Here is a 20952-nt window from a genome sequence, read left to right as displayed (position 1 = left end):
CTACGGCTGTTGGTTGATCCTGAACGTCGAGGTCGTGTTCCGTACGTCCACGGCGTTGTCGCTCGTCTTCAGGTTGTGGATGGTGACCTCACCGACCGCCGGGCCCTGCCCGTCCTCGGGCATCTCGTTCGCCCAGAGTCCGAAACCGGACTTGGCGTCGAAGGCGTCGCCGCTCTTCTTCGCCCCGGTGATGGTGATGTCCTTCAGGATGGTGTCCTTGATCGGGTTGACCGGCCGGCCGCCGATGTACTGCGTCTGGAACATGATGCCGCTGTACGTGGGATCGACGATGTCGACGTTGTTGATCCTGATGCCCTGGAACACCTTCGAGGCCGAGAACAGCCAGATCCCGGGGAAGGTCTGCGCGCCCCAGAAATGGCCGCCGGAGCGGACGATCGAGACGTTCTCGAAGGTCGTCGGATCGGTGCCGAAGCCGTTCATCGGGTACCCGAAGTCCAGCGAGCTGACGGTGACGCCCGAGTAGACGAGGGTGTCGGCGATGTGGATGTTGCGGAAGGTGTTGTTGTAGCCGCCGTAGACGGCCACTCCGGCCGCGCGCCAGGTCAGGATCGTGGTCAGGTTCTCGTACAGGTTGTTCTTCATGTCCGCGCCGCCCGCGTCGATCGCGGAGAACAGGGCGAAGCTGTCGTCGCCCGTGGACCGTGCCTCGTTGTTGGACACGAGGTTGTCCGTGCTGCCGTTCGTCATGTTGATGCCGTCGGCGAACGTGTCGCGGATCCGGGTGTTCTTGATCGTGATGCGGTCGGTGTTGGCGCCCCAGTAGAGGCACACCGTGTGCTCGTTCCAGACGTTGTCGATGGTGATGTCGGTGACGTTGGAGAAGTCGAACACCTTGCCGGGGCCGTCGATGCGCGAGGTGTAGTTGCCGAAGGAGGCGAATCCCGCGAAGGACGAGCCCTTCGCGCTGGCTTCCGCACGCCAGCCGTTGTCGGTGTTGTCCTGTCCGGCCGGGGCGTGGAAGCGGGTGAACCAGGGTCCGGCGCCGAGTACCTGGACCGCCTTGCCGTACACCTGGAACTTGGCGGCCGTCTCGTAGTCGCCCGGCGGCAGGTAGACGCCGACCAGCTTGCCGGTGGTGTCCATGCGGACCTTGTCCAGGGCGTTCTGCACGTCCTGGTGGGTGAAGCCGGCGGGCACGGTGTACGTCGCCGGGTCCGGGTTCGGCGTGACGGCGGCCTGCTCCAGGCTGACGAAGTCGATCGCGTAGCTGGTGGTGTTGGCCGCGTCCTTCTGGAGGCGGATCCTGCTGCCCGCCGGGACGGTCTCGCCCAGCAGCAGGTTGGCCTCGTCGTAGATGTGCCGCGGGGCTCCGGAGCCCGGGGAGTTGCCCGGGGCGGCCTCGGCCCCGTACAGCCAGGCGTACTTCGAGGTCAGCGGCAGGGCCTTCTTGAAGGTGCCGTTGACGTAGACGTCGATGGTGGAGTCGATGCCGCCGCCGCCCGGGGCATCCGGGATGGAGAAGCGGGTGACCAGGGTGTTGGTGGCGGCCCGGGTGGTGAACTCGACGTACTCGCCCGTCGCGTCGAGACGGACGGCCTTGCGGCCGGAGGCCTCGCCCGCGATGTCGCCGATGGTGCGGTTGGGGCCGACGACGGTGGCTCCGCCGCCGACCGCGGCGTCCTCCGCCTCGTACATGTCGAAGGGCATGTTCGCCCCGCGGCCGACGAAGAGGGGTTTGGTGGAGGTGTTGTTCGCGCGCTTGAGCGGGAGTTCGTTGGCGTCGTCGGCGAGCACCGCCTTGAGCGTGTACTTGCCGTTGGCGGCCGGCCAGCTGCCGAGCGCGATCGGGGCGGTCGAGGCGCCGGGGGCCAGGGCCCCGCTGAAGGACCCCGTGAGCGTACGGACTGCTGAGCCCGACGCGTCCTGGAGGGTGAGGGTGATCGCGTGCGCGCCGGAGGCGGCCGCGATGGTGCCCTGGTTGCGGACGGTGACGGTGAAGGCGACGGGCTGACCCGCGGACGGGGCGCTCGGTGACCAGCTCACCGCGGAGGCCACCAGGTCGGAGCTGTCGACCGGGCGGACGACCAGGGGGGAGCCGGTGAAGGTGTTGTTGCTGTCGTTCTGCTCGATGACCGTGTTCGCCTCGTCGACGACCGCGCTCAGCGGGTAGGTGCCGGCGTCGCGCGCGCCGATGCCGGCGGTGACGGTGGCCGTGGCCCCGGCGGCGAGAGCGGGTACGTTCGCCGTGCCCACCGGGCTGCCGCCGAGCTTGAAGGTGACGGTGGTGGCGGCGGCCGGGGCCGGGCCGCTGTTGCGGACGGTGGCGGACAGCGTGACGGAGTCCGATTCGACCGGTGCCGCGGGGGCCGCGCTCAGGCCCGTGACCTGAAGGTCGGGGTTGGGCGCGGGGACGCCGATGACCTGGAACTCGGCGATCTGGCCGCCCGTGGCGCCGGTGTTGGCGGTGAAGCGGAGCTGCACGTCCGCGACGCGGGCGTGCAGCGGGACGGTGACGGTGTTGGCGCCGGACGCCGGGTCGAACACGTAGTCCTTGGCCGCGACCAGGTTCGTGGCGCCCGGGGCGCTCTGCTCCCGGCCGAGGACCTGGATGTTCTGGGTGCGTGCGCCCCAGCTGCTGTCCGGGTTGAGCTTGAGGACCAGGCGGTCGACGTCGGCGTTGGCGCCGAGCTTGACCGTGAGGGTGCTGGGGTAGGCCCCGGCCGCGCTCTCCCAGTAGGTGGAGGTGCTGTTGTCGTTGGCGTTCTCCGCGACGAAGGTGTGGATCACGGAGGACGCGGTGATCGGCTTGCCGACGGCCAGGTTGGACCCGCCGCCTCCGGTGCCGTTGCGGGTCACGGTGTTGCTGTCGCCGGAACGGTTGCCCGCCGCGTCCTTGGCCCGGACGAAGTAGCTGACGGTGGCGTCGGCCGGCTGGGTGTCGGTGTACGTGGTGGCGCTGCCGGCGACCGTCGTGCGCAGCACGTTGTTCGCGTACACCTCGTAGCCGGTGACGCCGACGTTGTCGGTGGAGGCCTGCCAGGCCAGCTTGACCTGGTCGGCGGCCGGCTGGGTGAGGGTCAGGGCGGCGGGGGCGGTGGGTGCCTGGGTGTCCCCGGTGTCCGCGGCCCGGGTCACGCTGTTGCTGTCGGGCGACTGGTTGCCGGCGGCGTCCCTGGCCCGGACCCGGTAGGTGACGCTCGTACCGGTGGGCTGGGTGTCGGTGTAGGTGGTGACGTCGCCGGCCACGCTGGTGCGCAGCTGGTTGTTCGCGTACACGTCGTAGCCGGTGACGGCGGTGTCGTCGGTGGCGGCCTTCCAGGTGAGCCTGATCTGGCCGGTGGCGGGCTCGGTGTAGGCGAGTTCGGCGGGGGCCGTCGGGGGCTGGGTGTCGCCCGTGCGCGGGCCGTAGATCTCCAGCTCGGATATCTGTCCGCCGGGCTGTACGGAGTTGGCCGAGATGAGGACCCGCAGGTGGCGGGTGGTGGTGGCGTCGAAGGGGATGGTCACCGTGTTGGCGCTCGCCGGGTCGAAGGCGTACGCCTTGGAGGCGGTCAGGTCGGTGAAATCGGTGCCGTTGGCGCTGCCCTGGAGCTTCAGGGTCTGGGTGCGGGCTCCCCAGCCGCCGGGCAGGCGCAGCACCACGCGGTCCACGCGGACGGAGGCGCCGAGGTCGGCCTGGAGCCATTGGGGCAGGGCGTTGTTGGCGCTCTCCCAGTAGCTGGCCGGGCTGCCGTCGTTGGCGTTGGGCGGGAGGTAGGTCTGGGTGCTGCTGCTGGCGGTCAGGGTCTTGCCGAGGGCCAGGTTGGCCGAAGACTCACCGGCGGCGCGCACCTCCAGCTCGGAGAGCTGGGCGGCCTGCCAGCCGGTGTTCGCCGTGACCTCGATCCGGACGTACCGGGTCTGGGAGGCCGGGAAGGTGATGGTGACGGTGTTCCCGCTGCCCTGGCCGAAGGTGTACGTCGCCGAGCTCACCAGGGTGGTGAAGGCGGTGCCGTCGGCGCTGCCCTGGACGGACAGGGTCTCATTGCGGCTCTCCCAGGCCGCGGGCAGCTTGAGCACCACTTGGTCGACGCGGGTGGTGACGCCGAGATCGGTCTGCACCCATTGCGGGACGGCGCCTCCGGCGCCCTCCCAGGCCATGCTCTCCCAATACGTGGACTGGTCGCCGTCGGTGGCGTTGGCGGCCGTGTAGGCGCCGCTGCTGCTGCTCGCCGCGGCGGGGCGACCCGCGGCGATGGCCGGGCCGCCGGCGGCTTCGGCGGTCAGGGCCGGCCATCCCAGTGTCAGCAGGGCCGTGGCGGTCAGGGCGGCCAGCGCCCGTCCTCTCCAGTGGAGCCTTCTCATATGTCCTCGTTCCTCGGCATGATTTTTCTGAACCAGGTGAGACAGGAATTTGCGTCGTGCTGTGCGAGAGTTGCAGAGCTTTGCCGAGTCGTCCACCGCTCTGACCGCACTTTTATGCCGTCATCACTTGCGCAAGCTGGACGCAAATCACGCAAGCCATTTGCGTGCACATGGGAAATTCCGCTTCGGCCGGAGGCGACCTACCGTTGCTGGTCATGCGGTTCCTCCACATGAGCGCTCGGCGCCTCGGGCTGCCCAGACGGGCCGTCTCGCAGATCCTGCTCACCCAGCTGGCCATCGCCGCCGGGGTCGTCGTGCTGGCCACCGGGCTCTTCCTGGCCCCGCTCGGCGCGCAGCTCGACGACCAGGCCATGCGGCGCGCCTTGGCCATCGCCCAGAGCGCGGCGGCGGACCCGTCCCTGGCCGCCGACCTCCTCGATTCCGGGCCGAGCGCCGACAGCCCGGTCCAGGTCGCGGCCGAGCGGATCCGCCGCGCCACGGGCGCCGAGTACGTGGTGGTCATGGACCTGGACGGCATCCGGCGCTCGCACCCCGGCGCCGACCGGATCGGACTGCACGTCTCCACCGACCCGAGCGACGTCCTGGCGGGCCGCGAGGTGATGGAGATCGACGAGGGCACATTGGGCCGCTCCGCCCGCGGCAAGGTCCCGCTCATCGCCGCCGACGGGGAGATCGTCGGCGCCGTCTCCGTCGGCATCGCCTACGACAGCGTCCACGACCGGCTGCTCAGCGCCATCCCGGGTCTGCTCGCCTACGCGGGCGGAGCCCTCGCGGCCGGCGCGCTCGCCGCCTACCTGCTCTCCCGCCGTATCCAGCGCCAGACACGCGATCTGGCCTTCTCCGACATCGCCGGGCTCCTCGCCGAGCGCGAGGCGATGCTGCACTCCATCCGCGAGGGCGTGATCGCCCTCGACGGCGACGGCCGGGTCCGGCTGGTCAACGACGAGGCCGCCCGGCTGCTGGGCCTCGCCCCCGACGCGGCCGCCACCGTCGCCGGGCGCCCGCTGGACGACGTACTGGGCGCAGGCCGCACCACGGACGTACTCGCCGGCCGCGTCACCGGCCGCGACCTGCTGACCGTCCAGGGCCCCCGGGTACTGGTCGCCAACCGGATGCCCACCGAGGACGGCGGCGCCGTCGCCACCCTGCGCGACCGCACCGAGCTGGAACACCTCGGCCGCGAACTCGACTCCACCAAGGGCCTGATCGACGCCCTGCGCGCGCAGGACCACGAACACGCCAACCGCCTCCACACCCTCCTCGGCCTGCTGGAGCTGGGCCTGCACGAGGAGGCGATGGAGTTCGTCACCGAGGTCGTCGGAGTGCAGCGCAGCACCGCCGAACAGGTCACCGAGAAGGTCCACGATCCGCTGCTGGCCGCCCTCCTGGTGGGCAAGGCGACCGTCGCGGCCGAACGCGGCGTCCCGCTGCGGCTCGCCGACGCCACCTTCCTGCCCGACGGCCTCGTCGACCCGGGCGGGCTGGTCACCATCACGGGCAACCTGGTGGACAACGCCCTGGACGCGGCGGCCGGCTCCGCGGCACCCCTGGTCGAGGTCGAGCTGCACGCCGAAGGCCGTACGGCGATCCTGCGGGTGCGCGACAGCGGCCCCGGCATCCCTGCCGCCCGCCGCGAGGAGATCTTCACCGAGGGCTGGTCCACCAAGCAGCCCAAGGCCCACCGCGAGCGCGGGCTCGGTCTCGCGCTCGTACGCCGCCTCGCGGAGCGCCAGGGCGGCACGGCCCGGGCCGGCGAGACAGCGGACGGAGGGGCGGAGTTCTCCGTCGTGCTCCCGGAGGCCCTGCGATGACCGGAACCCCGAACCACGGAATCCGTGACAGCCACGACATGCACGTATTGGTCGTCGACGACGACATGCGTGTTACCCGGATCAACGCGGCGTACGTGGCCAAGGTTCCCGGCTTCCGCGTCGTCGCCCAGGCCCATTCGGCGGCCGAGGCGCTGGCCCGTCTCGACGCCCACCCCGTGGACCTGATCCTCCTCGACCACTACCTCCCGGACGAGAACGGCCTGGACCTCGTCCGCCGGTTGCGCCAGCTCGGCCACCGCACCGACGTGATCATGGTCACGGCCGCCCGCGACCTGGCCACCGTCCAGAACGCCATGCGCCTCGGCGCCCTCCAGTACCTGGTCAAGCCGTTCACCTTCGCGGGCCTGCGCACCCGCCTGGAGGCGTACGGGGCCCTGCGACGCACCCTGGAGACGGGCGGCGAGGCCGAACAGGACGAGGTGGACCGGATCTTCGGCGCGCTCGCCGCCGCCGGCTCCCCGAACGAGCTGCCCAAGGGCCACTCCGCCACCACAGCCGAGTTGGTCCGCCAGGTCCTGCGCTCCGCCGAGGGCCCGCTCTCCACCCAGCGGATCGCCGAGCGCGCCGGCATCAGCCGCCAGACCGCCCAGCGTTACCTCAAACTCCTGGAGCGCACCGGCCGGGTCAGCCTGGCCCTCCGCTACGGCGAGACGGGCCGGCCGGAACACCGCTACTCCTGGCTCCCGTCCGAGGGCGCGTGATCGCGTCATGCGGCGCCGGAACGGGAGCCGTGCTCAGACCGCCCCTGCTCCGGTCAGCGAACGGACCTCCGTCTCCGCGTACTTCGCCTCGCCCGGCTCCTCGGCCGAGGTCACGGTGCCCAGCCAGCCCGCCAGGAAGCCCAGCGGGATCGAGACCAGACCGGGGTTCTGCAGCGGGAAGAACTGGAAGCTCACACCCGGGAAGAGGGATTCCGGGCTGCCGGAGACCACCGGCGACAGGACGACCAGCACGACCGCCGGAACGAGCCCGCCGTACACCGACCAGACCGCGCCCCGCGTCGTGAAACCCCTCCAGAACAGCGAGTACAGCAGCACCGGCAGGTTGGCCGAGGCCGCCACCGCGAAGGCCAGCCCCACCAGGAACGCCACGTTCAGGTCCTGGGCGAGCAGCCCCAGGGCGATCGCCACCGCCCCGATGCCGACGGCCGCGACCCTGGCCACGGCGACCTCGCTGCGCTGGCGCGCATGGCGGCGCTTGAGCGAGGCGTACAGGTCGTGCGCCACCGAGGCCGAGGAGGCCAGCGTGATCCCGGCGACCACGGCCAGGATCGTGGCGAAGGCGATCGCCGCGACGAACGCGAACAGCACCGCTCCCCCGGTCGTCCCGGCCCCGCCGCCCAGGAAGGCCGCGAGCAGCGGAACCGCCGTGTTCCCCGAGGCGTTGGAGGCCCGCACCTCGTCCGGTCCCACCAGAGCGGCCGCCCCGAACCCCAGCACGATGGTCATCAGGTAGAAGCCGCCGATCAGCGCGATCGCCCAGACCACCGACCTGCGGGCCGCCCGCGCCGTGGGGACCGTGTAGAAGCGCGACAGGATGTGCGGCAGCCCGGCCGTCCCGAGGACCAGGGCCAGACCGAGGCTCATGAAGTCGAAGCGAGAGGTCCAGTCGGCCCCGTACTTGAGCCCCGGGCTCAGGAACCGGCGCCCGTGCCCGCTGCGCTCGGCGGCGCTGGTGAGCAGCTGGTCGAAGTCCCCGTGGAAGCGCAGCAGGACGAGCACGGTGAGGGTGACGGCCCCGCCCATGAGCAGCACGGCCTTCACGATCTGGATCCAGGTGGTGGCCCGCATGCCGCCGAAGGACACGTAGACCACCATGAGCGCGCCGACCCCGATCACGGTCAGCGTGCGGGCGGCGGTGCCCGAATCGCCGAGCAGCAGGCCGACGAGGCTGCCCGCGCCCACCATCTGCGCGACGAGGTACAGCACCGAGACGGTGACGGAGGAGGCGCCGGCGGCGATCCGTACCGGCCGCTCGCTCATCCGGGCCGCGACCACGTCGGCGAGGGTGAAGCGCCCGCAGTTGCGGACCAGTTCGGCGACGAGGAAGAGCACGACGAGCCAGGCGACGAGGAAGCCCACCGAGTACAGCAGCCCGTCGTAGCCGAAGAGGGCGATCAGGCCGGAGATGCCGAGGAAGGAGGCGGCGGACATGTAGTCGCCGGCGATGGCGAATCCGTTCTCCATGGGGGAGAAAAGCCTCCCGCCGACGTAGAACTCCTCGGCCGAGCCGTGCCGGTTGCGGCTGACCCAGGTGGTGATGCCCAGGGTGACCGCGATGAAGAGGCTGAACAGGATCAGGGCGAGCGTCTGGTGTTCTGTGGTCACCGGCCGGTCCCCCGGCTCTGGTTCCGGTTCCGGTTCCGCTCCTGGTCGCGTTCCTGCTCGAAGACCGTCCAGCGCAGGTCGAGCGCGGCCCGGTCCCGGCGCAGCCGCGCGTGCCGGGAGTACGCCCAGGTCAGCAGGAAGGTGCTGAGGAACTGGCCGAGGCCGGCCAGCAGGGCCACGTTGACGGCTCCGAACACGGGCCGGGCCATGATGCCGGGGGCCGTGGTCGCGGCGACCACATAGGCGACGTACCAGAGGAGGAATCCGGCGGTCGCGGGGACGACGAATCCGCGGTAGCGGCTGCGGACCTCCTGGAAGGCGGCGCTGCGCTGCACTTCGAGGTAGATGTCGGACGCCCCGGGCGCGGCCCGGCCACCGGCGGCCGGTCGCGGGGGCGGCGGCTCCCCGCCCTCGCCCTCCCCCCAGCCGACGGCGAGCGCGTCGTACCAGGGGTCGTCGAGCCGGATCGTTCCGGCATCGGGACCTTCGTGCTTGTCCACCGAACTCTCCTTGTCCGCTGCCGCATTGGCCGCGTGCTCACAAGGATGTGCGGTATGGACGTTTTCCGGACTGGTGTCCCGGTGCTCTTCACTCCAACAGGTGATGGAGTGAAGAGCACCGGTGTGCGGTGACGCCGGTGTGCGCTCCGGTCAGGCGTCGATGCGCGAGCGGTCCAAGGTGGCCGCGGAGCTCGTGATGAACTCCTTGCGCGGCGCCACCTCGTTGCCCATGAGCAGGTCGAAGACCTGCTCGGCGGAGTCCAGGTCGCCGATGTTGATGCGGCGCAGCGTGCGGAAGCGGGGGTCCATGGTCGTTTCCGCCAGCTGGTCCGCGTCCATCTCGCCGAGACCCTTGTAGCGCTGGATCGAATCCTTGTACCGGACGTTCTTGCGCTGGAATTCGAGCAGGGTCTGGCGCAGCTCGTTGTCCGAATACGTGTAGACGTACTTGTCCTGGCCCTTCTTGGGCTGGACGAGCTCGATCCGGTGCAGGGGCGGCACCGCGGCGAACACCCGGCCCGCCTCGACCATCGGGCGCATGTACCGCTGGAAGAGCGTGAGCAGCAGGCAGCGGATGTGCGCGCCGTCGACATCGGCGTCGACGAGCAGGACGATCTTGCCGTACCGCGCGGCGTCGATGTCGAAGGTCCGCCCCGAGCCCGCCCCTATGACCTGGATGATCGCGCCGCACTCGGCGTTCTTGAGCATGTCCGAGACCGAGGACTTCTGGACGTTCAAGATCTTGCCGCGGATCGGCAGGAGCGCCTGGAATTCCGAGTTCCGCGCCAGCTTGGCCGTACCGAGGGCGGAGTCGCCCTCGACGATGAAGAGCTCGCTGCGCTCCACGTCGTCGCTGCGGCAGTCGGCCAGCTTGGCCGGCAGCGAGGAGGTCTCCAGCGCGGTCTTGCGGCGCTGTGCCTCCTTGTGCTGGCGGGCCGCGATCCGGGTCCGGGCCGCCGCGACGATCTTCTCCATCACGGCGCGCGCCTGCTGCTTGTCGTCACGCTTCGTGCTGGTCAGGAAGGCCTTGAGCTCCTTGGCGACCACGGCCGCGACGATCCGGGCGGCCGCCGAGGTGCCGAGCACCTCCTTGGTCTGGCCCTCGAACTGCGGCTCGGCCAGCCGGACGGTGACGACCGCCGTCATGCCCTCCATCGCGTCGTCCTTGACCACGTCGTCCTCGGCGACGCGCAGCAGCTTCGCCGAGCGGAGCACCTCGTTCACCGTCTTGGCGACCGAGCGCTCGAAGCCGGTGATGTGGGTGCCGCCCTTGGGCGTGGCGATGATGTTGACGAAGGACTTGACCTGCGTCTCGTACCCGGTGCCCCAGCGCAGGGCGATGTCCACGCCGAGTTCGCGGGTGACCTCGGTGGGGGTCATGTGGCCGCGCTCGTCAAGGACGGGGACGGTCTCCTTGAAGGTGCCCTGGCCGCTCAGGCGCAGCACGTCGCAGACGGCCTTGTCCTGCGCGAGGTAGTCGCAGAACTCGCTGATGCCCCCGTCGAAGCGGAAGGTCTCCTCCGTCTTGCCGGCCCCGTCGATGGCGCGCTCGTCGCGGACGACGAGGGTCAGGCCGGGGACGAGGAAGGCGGTCTGGCGGGCGCGCTGGTAGAGCGTCTCCAGCGAGAGCTTGGCGTCCTTCAGGAAGATCTGCCGGTCGGCCCAGTAGCGGATCCGGGTGCCGGTCTTGCCCTTGGCGACGCGCTTGGCCTTGCGCAGGCCGTTGGCGGGGTCGAACGGGCTGTCGGGGCCCTGCTCGGTGAACATGCCCGGGACGCCGCGGCGGAAGCTGATCGCGTGGGTGGAGCTGTTGCGGTCCACCTCCACGTCGAGCCGGGCGGAGAGGGCGTTGACCACGGAGGCGCCGACGCCGTGCAGGCCGCCGGAGGCCGCGTACGAGCCGCCGCCGAACTTGCCGCCCGCGTGCAGCTTGGTCATGACGACCTCGACACCGGACAGCCCGGTCTTGGGCTCGACGTCGACGGGGATGCCGCGGCCGTTGTCGCGGACCTCGACCGAGGAGTCCTCGTGGAGGATCACCTCGATGTGGTCGCAGTAGCCCCCCAGGGCCTCGTCGACGGCGTTGTCGATGATCTCCCAGAGGCAGTGCATGAGGCCTCGGGAGTCGGTGGAACCGATATACATGCCGGGGCGCTTGCGGACGGCCTCGAGGCCTTCGAGGACGAGCAGGTGCCGCGCGGTGTAGTTGGAGCCGTCCCGGTCTGCTCCGGACAGCAGCGCGCTGGAAGGCACGGACGTGTCGGCGGTCACGCAGTTCGCTCCTCGCTGAATTTCTTTTTCTGGCCCTGTCGGGCGCAGGGTGGCTCGGTTGCCCGTCGAAGGGTACCGAGGCCTGGTAGAGCCGATGCAACGCCACCCTCGCGCCTTCATCAGCCTAGTGCAGGACCGCACGGGTGTTCGATCCCCCGGGCGGGTGAAGCAAACATCACGTTCCCTTCCAGGCATGAACCATTTAGTGTTCGGGCACGTCCTCATGAACAACCCGGCACTCAGCCGGGGAGGACGGAACTGCAACAAGCGAACGACTGACAACGCGAAACCGTAAAGCAACGCAATACGGCTCCTTCGCCGCCAACCGGCAGCAGCCGGCCAGCTTCGGAAGGAAGTTTCGAGGAAAAGCCGCGAGCGGGAACGTTTTCGGCCTGGTTGGATGTTGACCCTGGTACGACAGCTCGTCGAGCTAGAGAAGAGGCGACGTGACTACTGTTCTGACACCCGCGACCCCGCTGACGGCCGCTGACCGATGCGACCGTTGCGGCGCCCAGGCATATCTGCGCGTCGTCCTGCTGAGCGGCGGTGAACTGCTGTTCTGCGCCCACCACGGGCGTAAGTTCGAGCCGGAACTCAAGAAGATCGCCGCGGACATACAGGATGAGACCGAGCGGCTCACGTCCGCTCCGACGGCGAATGCCGACACCGAGGACCGCTGACACAAGGCCTGTACCTCGCATCCGACGAGCCAGGACCGGCCAGGCCGGTCGACGGGCGGCACCCCTGAGACCCAGGGGATGCCGCCCGTCCTCATGTCCGGCTACCTCCGGTTACGTGTGGCTACGCTCGGTGCGACCGGCCCGGAGCGGCTGGCGGCCTCCGGTCCGCCGCTCTCCGGCCGGAGGGCCCGCGGCACCCCGGAGCTCTCCGGCCACATACCCCTGTACGGGCCGTGCGGCCGGTCCGGAGCCCCTCTGGCCACCCCACGCTACGTCTTGGCCGTCGCCTCGCCGCGGAGCCGCCTGGGCGGCCGCCACGAAGCCGGTGAGCGGCGCGATCTTCGTGTACACCCCCGGGCTGTCGGGGCGCCCGCAGCCCCGCCCCCATGACACCAGCCCGATGAGCTTGCCCTGGGCGCCCAGCGGCCCGCCGCTGTCCCCCTGGCAGGCGTCCCGGCCCCCGTCGCGGTGGCCCGCGCACACCATGGATTCGGGCCGGTACTGCCCCTCGGCGTCCCCCGGGTAGGCACGTCGGCAGACGTCGTCGGCCAGCACCGTCACGCGTGCGGCGCGCAGCGCGTACGCGTAGTCGCCGAAGCCGCTCGTATCGCCCCAGCCGTACACGACCGCCTCGCCGCCCGCCGCGTAGCCGGGATGCCCCGCGCCGGCCAGGGGGAGCACGTAGCCGGCGGGCACGGCCTCGGCCAGCTCCAGTACTGCCAGGTCCCCGGCATTGCTGCGGACGTCGTACGCAGGGTTCACCCGGGCCGAGCTGACCGGGATCTCACGGCCCTCGGCCGCGCGCAGCTCCGTGCGCCCGGTGATCACCCGGAAGTCGCGGACGGACTCGATCGAGCCGCCCAGCACCTGTCGGCCCAGGCAGTGGGCCGCGGTCAGCACCTTGGTCGGGCCCACGATGACGCCCCCGCAGAACTGGCCGCCCCGCGTACCCCCGAACCGGTCACGGCTGGCGAGGGCCACCACCCACGGGCTGTCGGCCGCCCTCACCGGCCTCCCGCCGATCACCACGCTGTCCGCGGCTGCGTGCGGCGCTTGGGCCAGCGGCGCCGCGGCCGCTCCCGCCACCAGGGTCAGCGCGCCCGCCAGAGCACGGGAAAAGGGACGACGCATGAGGCCTCCTGACTCTGAGTGTGCATGACTCCACCCAGAGTGGGACGCCAAGTGGCCGTGCGCACCCGCGCACGGCCACCTCCACCGAGCCCTCGGCCCGCGGTCCCCGGTCCGGCCGGTGCGGCTGTCAGTCCAGGTAGTCGCGCAGGACCTGGGAGCGGGAGGGGTGGCGCAGCTTCGACATCGTCTTGGATTCGATCTGGCGGATCCGCTCGCGCGTGACGCCGTAGACCTTGCCGATCTCGTCGAGGGTCTTCGGCTGGCCGTCGGTGAGGCCGAAGCGCATCGAGACCACGCCCGCCTCGCGCTCGCTGAGGGTGTCGAGCACCGAGTGCAGCTGCTCCTGGAGCAGCGTGAAGCTCACGGCGTCGGCCGGGACGACCGCCTCGGAGTCCTCGATGAGGTCGCCGAACTCGCTGTCGCCGTCCTCGCCGAGCGGGGTGTGCAGGGAGATCGGCTCGCGGCCGTACTTCTGGACCTCGATGACCTTCTCGGGGGTCATGTCGAGTTCCTTGGCCAGCTCCTCCGGGGTGGGCTCGCGGCCCAGGTCCTGGAGCATCTGGCGCTGCACGCGCGCCAGCTTGTTGATGACCTCGACCATGTGCACCGGGATGCGGATGGTGCGGGCCTGGTCGGCCATGGCGCGCGTGATGGCCTGCCGGATCCACCAGGTCGCGTACGTGGAGAACTTGTAGCCCTTGGTGTAGTCGAACTTCTCGACCGCACGGATCAGGCCCAGGTTGCCCTCCTGGATCAGGTCCAGGAAGAGCATGCCGCGGCCGGTGTAGCGCTTGGCCAGGGAGACCACGAGGCGGAGGTTGGCCTCCAGCAGGTGGTTCTTGGCGCGGCGGCCGTCCTCGGCGATGATCTCCAGCTCGCGCTTGAGCTTGGGCGCCAGCTTGTCGGAATTGGCCAGCTTGTCCTCGGCGAAGAGGCCCGCCTCGATGCGCTTGGCGAGCTCGACCTCCTGCTCGGCGTTGAGGAGGGGGACCTTGCCGATCTGCTTGAGGTAGTCCTTGACCGGGTCGGCGGTGGCGCCGGCGACGGCGACCTGCTGGGCGGGGGCGTCATCCTCGTCGTCCGAGATGACGAAGCCCTTGCTCTCGCCGCCGTCCTCTTCCTCTTCGCCCTCCGCTTTGACCGCGCCGGGGCCCTCCTCGGAGGACTCCTCCTCGCCGGCCTCGTCGGCGTCCTTCTTGCCGGCGGTCTTCTTCGCCGCCGTCTTCTTCGCCGCGGTCTTCTTGGCGGGGGCGGCCTTCTTGGCCGCCGTCTTCTTCGCCGCGGTCTTCTTCGCGGCGGGCTCGGTTCCGGGCTCCTCCGCGGGAGCGTCCACGGCCTCCGGATCCATCGTCTCGGCCTCGGGTGCCGCGGCGGCGACGGGTTGCGCGGCCGTCGTCTTCGCCGCGACGGTCTTCGTGGCCGTCCGCTTGGCCGGGGTCTTCGCTGCGACGCTCTTACGGGTGGTGCGCTTGGGCGACTCCGCGGCACTGACCATCAGCGTCACACCCTCTTCCTCGAGGATCTGGTTGAGGCTGCGCAGAACATTCTTCCACTGGGTCGCAGGAATCTGGTCAGCCTCGAAGGCCCGACGCACGTCATCGCCGGCGATCTGCCCCTCGGCCTTGCCCCGCTCGATGAGCGCCATCACAGACTCGGAATCGGCGATCTCCGGCGGGAGCGTACGGGATGTGCTGGCCGACACGAACAACCTCTCGGAACGATGGAAACGGCTTCCGACCCCGGCCGGATGGTGCTGGACCGGAGCCGACGACCACCGACTGGGGATGGGCCGGGGGCGCGGGCAGGGGCCGGGGAGCTGCACAGCACCCGCAAGGGCTGCTGTCTTCCCTCCGTCGGCCATCACCTCTCTAGGTCATCGTTCGACCTCGCGGAGTGTTACGCCCCAATCTTCGTGGCCCGAGTCACACCCCGGCCGCCCGACCGCCCCGGCGCCCGCCCCGCCGCCCGTCCTCGCCTCAGTGCTCGCGCGGGGCGGGGACCACGCGCTCGACCTCCGGGTGGACCATCAGCAGCTGGCGCATGGCGGTCTCGGCGCCCGTCGCGTCGCCGGCGGCGAGGGCCTCGACGATGCGGGCGTGGTGCGCGACGCAGGTCTCGCTCGGACGGTCGCAGGCGATGATGGGGCTGCCGGAGACCTGGAGCGCGGAGGAGACGATGCCGGAGAGGTGCTCCAGCATGCGGTTGCCCGCGACCTGGATGAGCAGCGCGTGGAACTCGTTGTCGGCGCGCGTGAAGGTGATCGCGTCGCCCTGACCGAGGGCGTGGCCCATGATCTCGACCATGTCGGCGAGGCGCTGCTGGAGGTCCGGGCGGCCGTGGCCGGCGGCGAGGCGGGCCGCGAGGGGCTCGATGGTCCAGCGGAGCTCGCCCAGCTCGCGGCGCTGGTCGTCGCGCTGGGGGCCGAAGGCCCGCCACTCGATGATGTCGGGGTCGAGCAGGTTCCAGTCGGCGACCGGCCGGACGCGGGTACCGACGTTGGGGCGTGCGCTGACGAGGCCCTTGGCCTCCAGCACGCGCAGCGACTCACGGACCACCGTGCGGGAGACCTCGAAGCGCTGGCCGATCTCCTCGGGGACCAGGGGCCGGTCTGCGCCGAGGTCTCCGGAGACGATCATCTGGCCGAGCTGCTGGACGAGTTGGCCGTGCAGTCCGCGGCCGCGGCTGCCTGCCGCGCGGCGGCCGACCCGACTCAACTCGACGTCGGCGCCGTCCCAGTGGGGCGCTGCGACGCGGTCGGTCCCGGAGGCCTCCGCGTAGGGGTAGCGGTCGAGTTCGCCCGGGCCGGCGAGGCCGGAGTCGGCGTGGCGGGCGGCGGTCATCATGGTCTGCGCAAGGGTACTCACGAATCCTTTGTCGGCCGTGCCCGGATGAGCCTTGAGGTCTTTGGTGAAAAGCACACGAAAGGGTGATCGGTGCCACCTACGCAATTGACGACTTATCGTAAAGAACCGGGCTCTTTGCGGGGAGTTGTGGTCCGGTTCATGTGATGTGGACGCGATCGGTCGCCTTCGGACTTTCTCCGGTACGGCGGCGATCACCATCGGTCCTTTACCAACGGACGCGACTGCGCAGTCCTGTGAACCCATAGGCGCACAACAGGACCATCAGCGACAACAGCAGGGCCGTCCCGACGGGTTGGGCCAGCACCCGCAGGGCGCCCAGGACCAGGCGGTCGGCCTCGGGGGGCCACTGCGCCCAGGCCAGACCGCGCAGCCGGGCCGCGAGCCCGCTCGCCGCGTAGGCGGACGGCCCGTCCAGCGCCTTGCGGACGAGCGGGACTACGAGGACTGGTACGGCGAGCACGGCGGCCAGGCCCGCGACCGCGGACCGGAAGACGCCGGAGGCCAGGACGCCGGCCCAGGCGCAGCCGATGAGCAGCCCGGCCCAACTCACGGCGGGAGCAGCCCATTGCGCGGGCGCGCGCAGCGGGCCGCGGTCGAAGACGAGCTTCAGGGCGGCGGCGTCGGCGGTGACCGCGAGGGCGCCGAAGACCAGGGCGAGGGCGGCGCCGACCGCCAGCTTGGCGGCGAGCAGGCCCATGCGGCGCGGCACGGTGCCCCGGTCGGCGGCGAGAGCGGGGTAGCGGTACTCCTCGCCGAAGGCCAGGGCGCCGAGCAGCCCGGCGCCGAGGGCGGCGGGGGGCAGGGGCAGCTGCTTCGGCCAGGCGGCGAGCAACCGGTTCTGCGGGGTCCCGCCGACCCGGGCCAGTACCAGGGCGGTGACCACGGAGACGGCGACGACGGCGGCCGCCGTGAGCAGCGGCGTGGCGGTGCCGAAGACGCGGCGCAGCTCGTAGCGCAGTGGCCGCAACGGTCCGCCCACCCGACGCACCGCGGAGGCCGGCCGCATGCTGCGCGCGGCGGCGGCCGCATGCGCCTGGGTGGCGGCGGTCGCGTGCGCCTGGGTGGCGGCGGCCGCATGCGCCTGAGCGGCGGCGGTCGCGTGCGCCTGAGCGGCGGCGCCATCCGGCTCGGTGCGCGCTTGGGGCACCGGCGGTACGGGCGGGCAGGGCGCGCCGGCGTCCCCGGTTTCGTCGGCGAGCTGGTGGACCAGCACGCCGTGCCGGAACGCCGCCTCCCCCACCTCAGCACAGCTGCTGCCGTACACCGACAGGCGGCTGCCGCTCTCCTCGACGATCTCCACCGCGCGCTGGGCGGCCCGCGCCTCCCGGCCGAGTACGTCGGCCAGCCGGGCGGCGTGGGGGCTACGTACGGCAACCCGCGGTCGCAGCCGGGTCCGGGCGAATTCGGCCGCGTCCTGGTCGGCGATGAGCCGGCCCGCCCTGATGCTGACGACCCGGTCGGCGTTGCCGGCGGCTTCCTTGGCGTCGTCGGTCGTGAAGAGCACCGCGCCGCCGAGGGAGGCGTGCCCGCGCAGCAGCCCGTGGAGCCAGCCGCGTTCGCGGGGGGAGAGTCCGACGGCGGGCTCGTCGAGGAGCAGGGTGCACGGGTCGGCGAGCAGGGCGGCGGCCAGTGCGACCCGGCGTTCCATGCCGAGCGAGAGGGAGCCGAGCCGCTGGTCGCGCAGGCCCGCGATGCCGATGACCTCCAGCATGGTGTCGGCCCGGGAGGCCGGCACCCCGGCAGCGGCGCACAGCATCCGCAGCTGGCTCAGGACGGTCCGCGAGGGGTTGCCGGGCACGTCCCCGAGCAGCACGCCGACCTCACGGCCGGGATGCGGGATCCGGTGCAGCGGGCGGCCGCGGAAGTAGGTGACACCGCGGCCCGGTTCGAGTTCGAGCATGAGCCGCAGTGCGGTGGTCTTGCCCGAGCCCGGTTCGCCGAGGAGCGCGGTCACGGTTCCCGGGCGGGCCTCTAGGGTGAGGTCGTCCACCAGGGGTGGGAGGTCTCGGCGGGGTGTGCTGGTGAGTCCGATGGCCTGGAGCATCGCTTCTCTCGCGGGGGGTGAGACCGCTCTGCGGCAATGTGAGTACCGCAAGCAAGATAACGCGATATGTCCGATTTTCGGGGTAGCTGGGACGCGGTCGCGTCCGTGTCGACGCGTCAGACTTCGGGGCGCAGCATCGGCGGGTTGAGCAGGTTCGCTCCGCCGGCCCGGAACAGCTGGGCGGGCCTGCCGCCCTGACGGGTCGTCGTCCCCCCGGCCGGCACCAGGAACCCGGGGGTCCCGGTGACCTTGCGGTGGAAGTTGCGGGGGTCGAGGGCCACGCCCCACACGGCCTCGTAGACCCGGCGCAGCTCGCCGACGGTGAACGCGGGCGGGCAGAAGGCCGTGGCCAGCGAGGAGTACTCGATCTTGGAGCGGGCCCGCTCCACGCCGTCGGCGAGGATCCGGGCGTGGTCGAAGGCGAGCCCCGCGGCCTCCTGGTCCGAGGCGGCCAGGAGTTCGTCGACGGGGGCCCAGCGGGCGCTGTTGGCGTCGCCGCCGGCCCGGGGCGCGGGCAGGTCCGGAGCCAGGACCAGGTGCGCGACGCTGACGACGCGCATGCGCGGATCGCGCTTCGGATCGCCGTAGGTGGCCAGCTGTTCGAGGTGGGCGCCGTTGTCCGCGCCCGGCTCGGCCGGGTCGTGGGCGCACAGGCCGGTTTCCTCGGCGAGCTCGCGGGCCGCGGCCGCGGCCAGGTCCTCGTCGCCGCGGACGAAGCCGCCGGGCAGGGCCCAGCGTCCCTGGAACGGCTGCTCACCCCGCCGGACGACGAGCGCACAGAGCGCGTGGCGCCGCACGGTGAGCACGACCAGGTCGACAGTGACAGCGAAGGGCGGATAGGCCGACGGGTCGTAGGGCGACATGCCGCGATCATAGTCGTCTGCCTGACGATAAACAGAGCTTTGGTGACCACGGCAGCCACGACTGCCCGGCTACCCGCCGAGTTGGAGCGCATCGGCCGCCTCCTCCACCATGCCGAGGCCGAGCCGGCTGATCCGGACGGCGAACGGTTCCCCCGCGACCCGCAGGTCACAGAAGCGCAGGGCGCCGAGCGGAGCCCCGGGCAGCGGCACGACGGCGACCGTGCCCGCGGGAGCGTCGGGACGCAGTCCGGCGAGCGCGGTCAGCGCATGCACTCCGGCGGCCGCGGCCACCGCGGCGGGGCGGCAGGCCGCCGGATGCGGAAGCGGCGCGCTGCCCGCGGTGCGCTGCTCGGCGGCGTACATCTCCGGCAGCCGGTACCCGAAGCTGTCCGCCGCGTCCAGCAGGCCCCTCAGCAGCCCGGCGGCTTCGTTCTCGAAGCCCGCCTGGGCGAGGCCGGCGACCGCGACGGCGCTCTCGTGTGCCCGCACCGCTCCGGAGCGGTGGCCGAAGGGGTTGTGACCCGGCTCCCGGTTCGCCATGCTCCGCAGCCCCCAGCCGGAGTCCATGGCGGGGGCGCCGAGCAGGCGGGCGAGCTGCTCGGCGCGGACCCTGCCCAGCAGCCCGGGGGCGAGCCGGCCGCCGCCGAGCAGTCCGGTGTCCAGAAGGTGGGCGGCGGCCCCCGTCAGCCGGGGCAGCGGCCGCCCGTCGGGGTGCAGGGCCGCGGCGGGCCGCCCGCCGTCCGGACCGTCGATCCAGAACCCGTCCCCGAACCGCTTGCGCAGTGCTGCCGCCCACTCCCGCCACTCCTCGGCGCCGGGCCGTCCGCACCCGTCGAGCAGGTCCGCTCCGAGCAGCGCGGCCCGGTGGGCGTGGGCCTGGGTCTCCAAGCGCCGGGGCCCGGGATCGGGATCGGCCAGGAGGCCGTCCGGCCCCAGGGCGCCGCGCAGCCATTGCAGGCACCGCTCGGCCGCGGGGAGGAGCCGGGCCACCTCCTCCTCGGGCATCCCCCAGCGCCGGGCCTCGGCGAGCACTGCCGGGAAGGCGAGGGTCGCCTCGGTGCCCGTGCACCCGGGCGGCAGCTGCGGCCCCGCCCCGCGCAGGGGACCGGGGATCTTCCCGGCGTCGGGCCCCCGACCGCGGGTCTGAGTCCGCCCGAGGGTGCGCAGCGTGGCCGCGGCGAGGCCGGTCCCGAGCGGCAGCGCCATCCGGGCCGCCCAGAGGGATTCCGCCGGAGCCAGCCCGAGCCGCCACGGCACTCCGGCGGCGACGAAGGCGTCGGCGGGCTCCTGCGGATCCCGCATCAGCAGGGCTCCGAGGTCCTCGACGCTGCGGCGGAACCAGGCCTCGACCCGCGGGTCGTCCCCTTCGGCCCGGGCTGCGGCCAGCGGATTGGCCACCTGCCCGGCCGGGGCCCGGGACACGCGGTCCTGCACGGTCCGCAGCTCGATGGTGCGGGACTCGCCCGGCCCGAGTTCCAGCTGCCAGCGCAGCAGTCCCGCCGAGGCCAGAGCGTCGTCGGGCGCCGGCTCGGCGGCGGTGACGGCCTGGGCCTCCCCGCTGCTCCAGCGCAGCCCTGCGGCGTGCACCCCGGCAGGCAGTTCGGGCCCGGCCCGGCCGGCGGCCACGGCGGCCAGCTCCGCCAAGTCGGTGCCGAGGAGCAGCTCCACGGGCAGCCGCAGCGGCCTGGTCGTGAAGCTGCGCACGGTGATCCGCTCGGTGCCGTCCGCGTGCCGCACCCGCTCCACGCCGATGTCGGGGTCGGGCCCCGGCTCCGCCCCGGTACGGACGGTCGCGGTGAAGGCGGCCCGATCGGAGCCGAGGCTGCGCCCCTGGACGGCGACCGGATCCCGACCCCCGACCCGGAGCACGCACCGCGAGAGCAGTCGGCGCCCGGAGCGGTAGATCCCGTCGATCCCCCGCCCGGTCAGCTGGCCGTGCTCCGGCGAGATGACCAGGCAGGGCGCGGCGACGCAGATGACGGCGCCGTGCGCGGGCGGCAACTCGGTCCTGGGGGCGGGCGGTACGGAGGGAGCCATGGGTCGCCTTGTCTGGGCTGTCTGCGCTCCGGCCTGTGTCGCTGGGTGGCGGCGCGGCCGGGCCCCCGCCACCCTCC

Annotated in this window: 12 protein-coding genes and 1 pseudogene; 3 read left to right on the top strand and 10 right to left on the bottom strand. The window is 72.0% G+C overall.

What is annotated here, in order from left to right; all coding sequences use genetic code 11:
• Positions 1 to 4305 carry a galactose-binding domain-containing protein gene (locus ACS04_RS17610; protein ID WP_078864897.1) on the bottom strand — a complete coding sequence of 1435 codons (4305 nt, stop codon included), beginning with the start codon at positions 4303 to 4305 and terminating at the stop codon, positions 1 to 3.
• A gap of 215 nt (positions 4306 to 4520) precedes the next feature.
• Here ACS04_RS17610 and ACS04_RS17605 point away from each other — a divergent pair, with 215 nt between their 5' ends.
• Positions 4521 to 6137, top strand: a complete 1617-nt coding sequence (locus tag ACS04_RS17605) for a sensor histidine kinase (protein WP_048477725.1) — start codon at positions 4521 to 4523, stop codon at positions 6135 to 6137.
• Positions 6134 to 6859, top strand: a complete 726-nt coding sequence (locus tag ACS04_RS17600; RefSeq protein WP_048477579.1) for a DUF7342 family protein — start codon at positions 6134 to 6136, stop codon at positions 6857 to 6859. The genes ACS04_RS17605 and ACS04_RS17600 overlap by 4 nt, the downstream gene beginning before the upstream one ends.
• A 33-nt stretch (positions 6860 to 6892) precedes the next feature.
• On the opposite strand, the gene ACS04_RS17595 is transcribed toward ACS04_RS17600, so the two are convergent.
• The 3 genes from ACS04_RS17595 to ACS04_RS17585 all read right to left on the bottom strand — a co-directional run bounded on the left by ACS04_RS17595 (position 6893) and on the right by ACS04_RS17585 (position 11256).
• Positions 6893 to 8485: a solute symporter family protein gene (locus ACS04_RS17595; protein ID WP_048477578.1), complete on the bottom strand. Its 1593-nt coding sequence runs from the start codon at positions 8483 to 8485 to the stop codon at positions 6893 to 6895.
• Positions 8482 to 8985, bottom strand: coding sequence for a DUF485 domain-containing protein (locus ACS04_RS17590; protein ID WP_048477577.1), 504 nt, complete (start codon positions 8983 to 8985; stop codon positions 8482 to 8484). Before ACS04_RS17590 ends, ACS04_RS17595 begins: the two co-directional genes overlap by 4 nt.
• Positions 8986 to 9135: 150 nt before the next feature.
• Positions 9136 to 11256: a DNA gyrase/topoisomerase IV subunit B gene (locus ACS04_RS17585; protein ID WP_048477576.1), complete on the bottom strand. Its 2121-nt coding sequence runs from the start codon at positions 11254 to 11256 to the stop codon at positions 9136 to 9138.
• 446 nt (positions 11257 to 11702) lie between these two features.
• Between ACS04_RS17585 and ACS04_RS17580 the strand changes: the two genes are divergently transcribed.
• On the top strand, positions 11703 to 11936 hold the full coding sequence (locus ACS04_RS17580) for a DUF7455 domain-containing protein (protein WP_030154305.1): 234 nt from the start codon (positions 11703 to 11705) through the stop codon (positions 11934 to 11936).
• A gap of 306 nt (positions 11937 to 12242) precedes the next feature.
• Here the strand turns inward: ACS04_RS17580 and ACS04_RS17575 are convergent.
• The 6 genes and pseudogenes from ACS04_RS17575 to ACS04_RS17550 form a co-directional block, all read right to left on the bottom strand.
• Positions 12243 to 13067: pseudogene (locus ACS04_RS17575) on the bottom strand (serine protease); the annotation flags it as partial.
• Positions 13068 to 13194: 127 nt separating this feature from the next.
• Complete coding sequence (locus tag ACS04_RS17570; RefSeq protein WP_048477575.1) at positions 13195 to 14769, bottom strand: RNA polymerase sigma factor; 1575 nt, start codon at positions 14767 to 14769, stop codon at positions 13195 to 13197.
• Between the two features lie 274 nt (positions 14770 to 15043).
• Complete coding sequence (locus ACS04_RS17565) at positions 15044 to 15910, bottom strand: FadR/GntR family transcriptional regulator (RefSeq protein ID WP_048477574.1); 867 nt, start codon at positions 15908 to 15910, stop codon at positions 15044 to 15046.
• Between the two features lie 226 nt (positions 15911 to 16136).
• Positions 16137 to 17975 carry an ATP-binding cassette domain-containing protein gene (locus ACS04_RS17560; RefSeq protein WP_048477573.1) on the bottom strand — a complete coding sequence of 613 codons (1839 nt, stop codon included), beginning with the start codon at positions 17973 to 17975 and terminating at the stop codon, positions 16137 to 16139.
• A gap of 116 nt (positions 17976 to 18091) precedes the next feature.
• Complete coding sequence (locus ACS04_RS17555) at positions 18092 to 18838, bottom strand: NUDIX hydrolase (RefSeq protein ID WP_048477572.1); 747 nt, start codon at positions 18836 to 18838, stop codon at positions 18092 to 18094.
• Positions 18839 to 18907: 69 nt separating this feature from the next.
• On the bottom strand, positions 18908 to 20875 hold the full coding sequence (locus ACS04_RS17550; RefSeq protein ID WP_048477571.1) for a glycogen debranching N-terminal domain-containing protein: 1968 nt from the start codon (positions 20873 to 20875) through the stop codon (positions 18908 to 18910).
• Between the last annotated feature and the right edge of the window lie 77 nt (positions 20876 to 20952).

The organism is Streptomyces roseus (genome assembly GCF_001044425.1).
Classification (GTDB): Bacteria; Actinomycetota; Actinomycetes; order Streptomycetales; family Streptomycetaceae; genus Streptomyces; species Streptomyces roseus.
The sequence above is the reverse complement of the archived record's forward strand: the minus strand, read 5'-3'. Positions and strand labels throughout refer to the sequence as shown.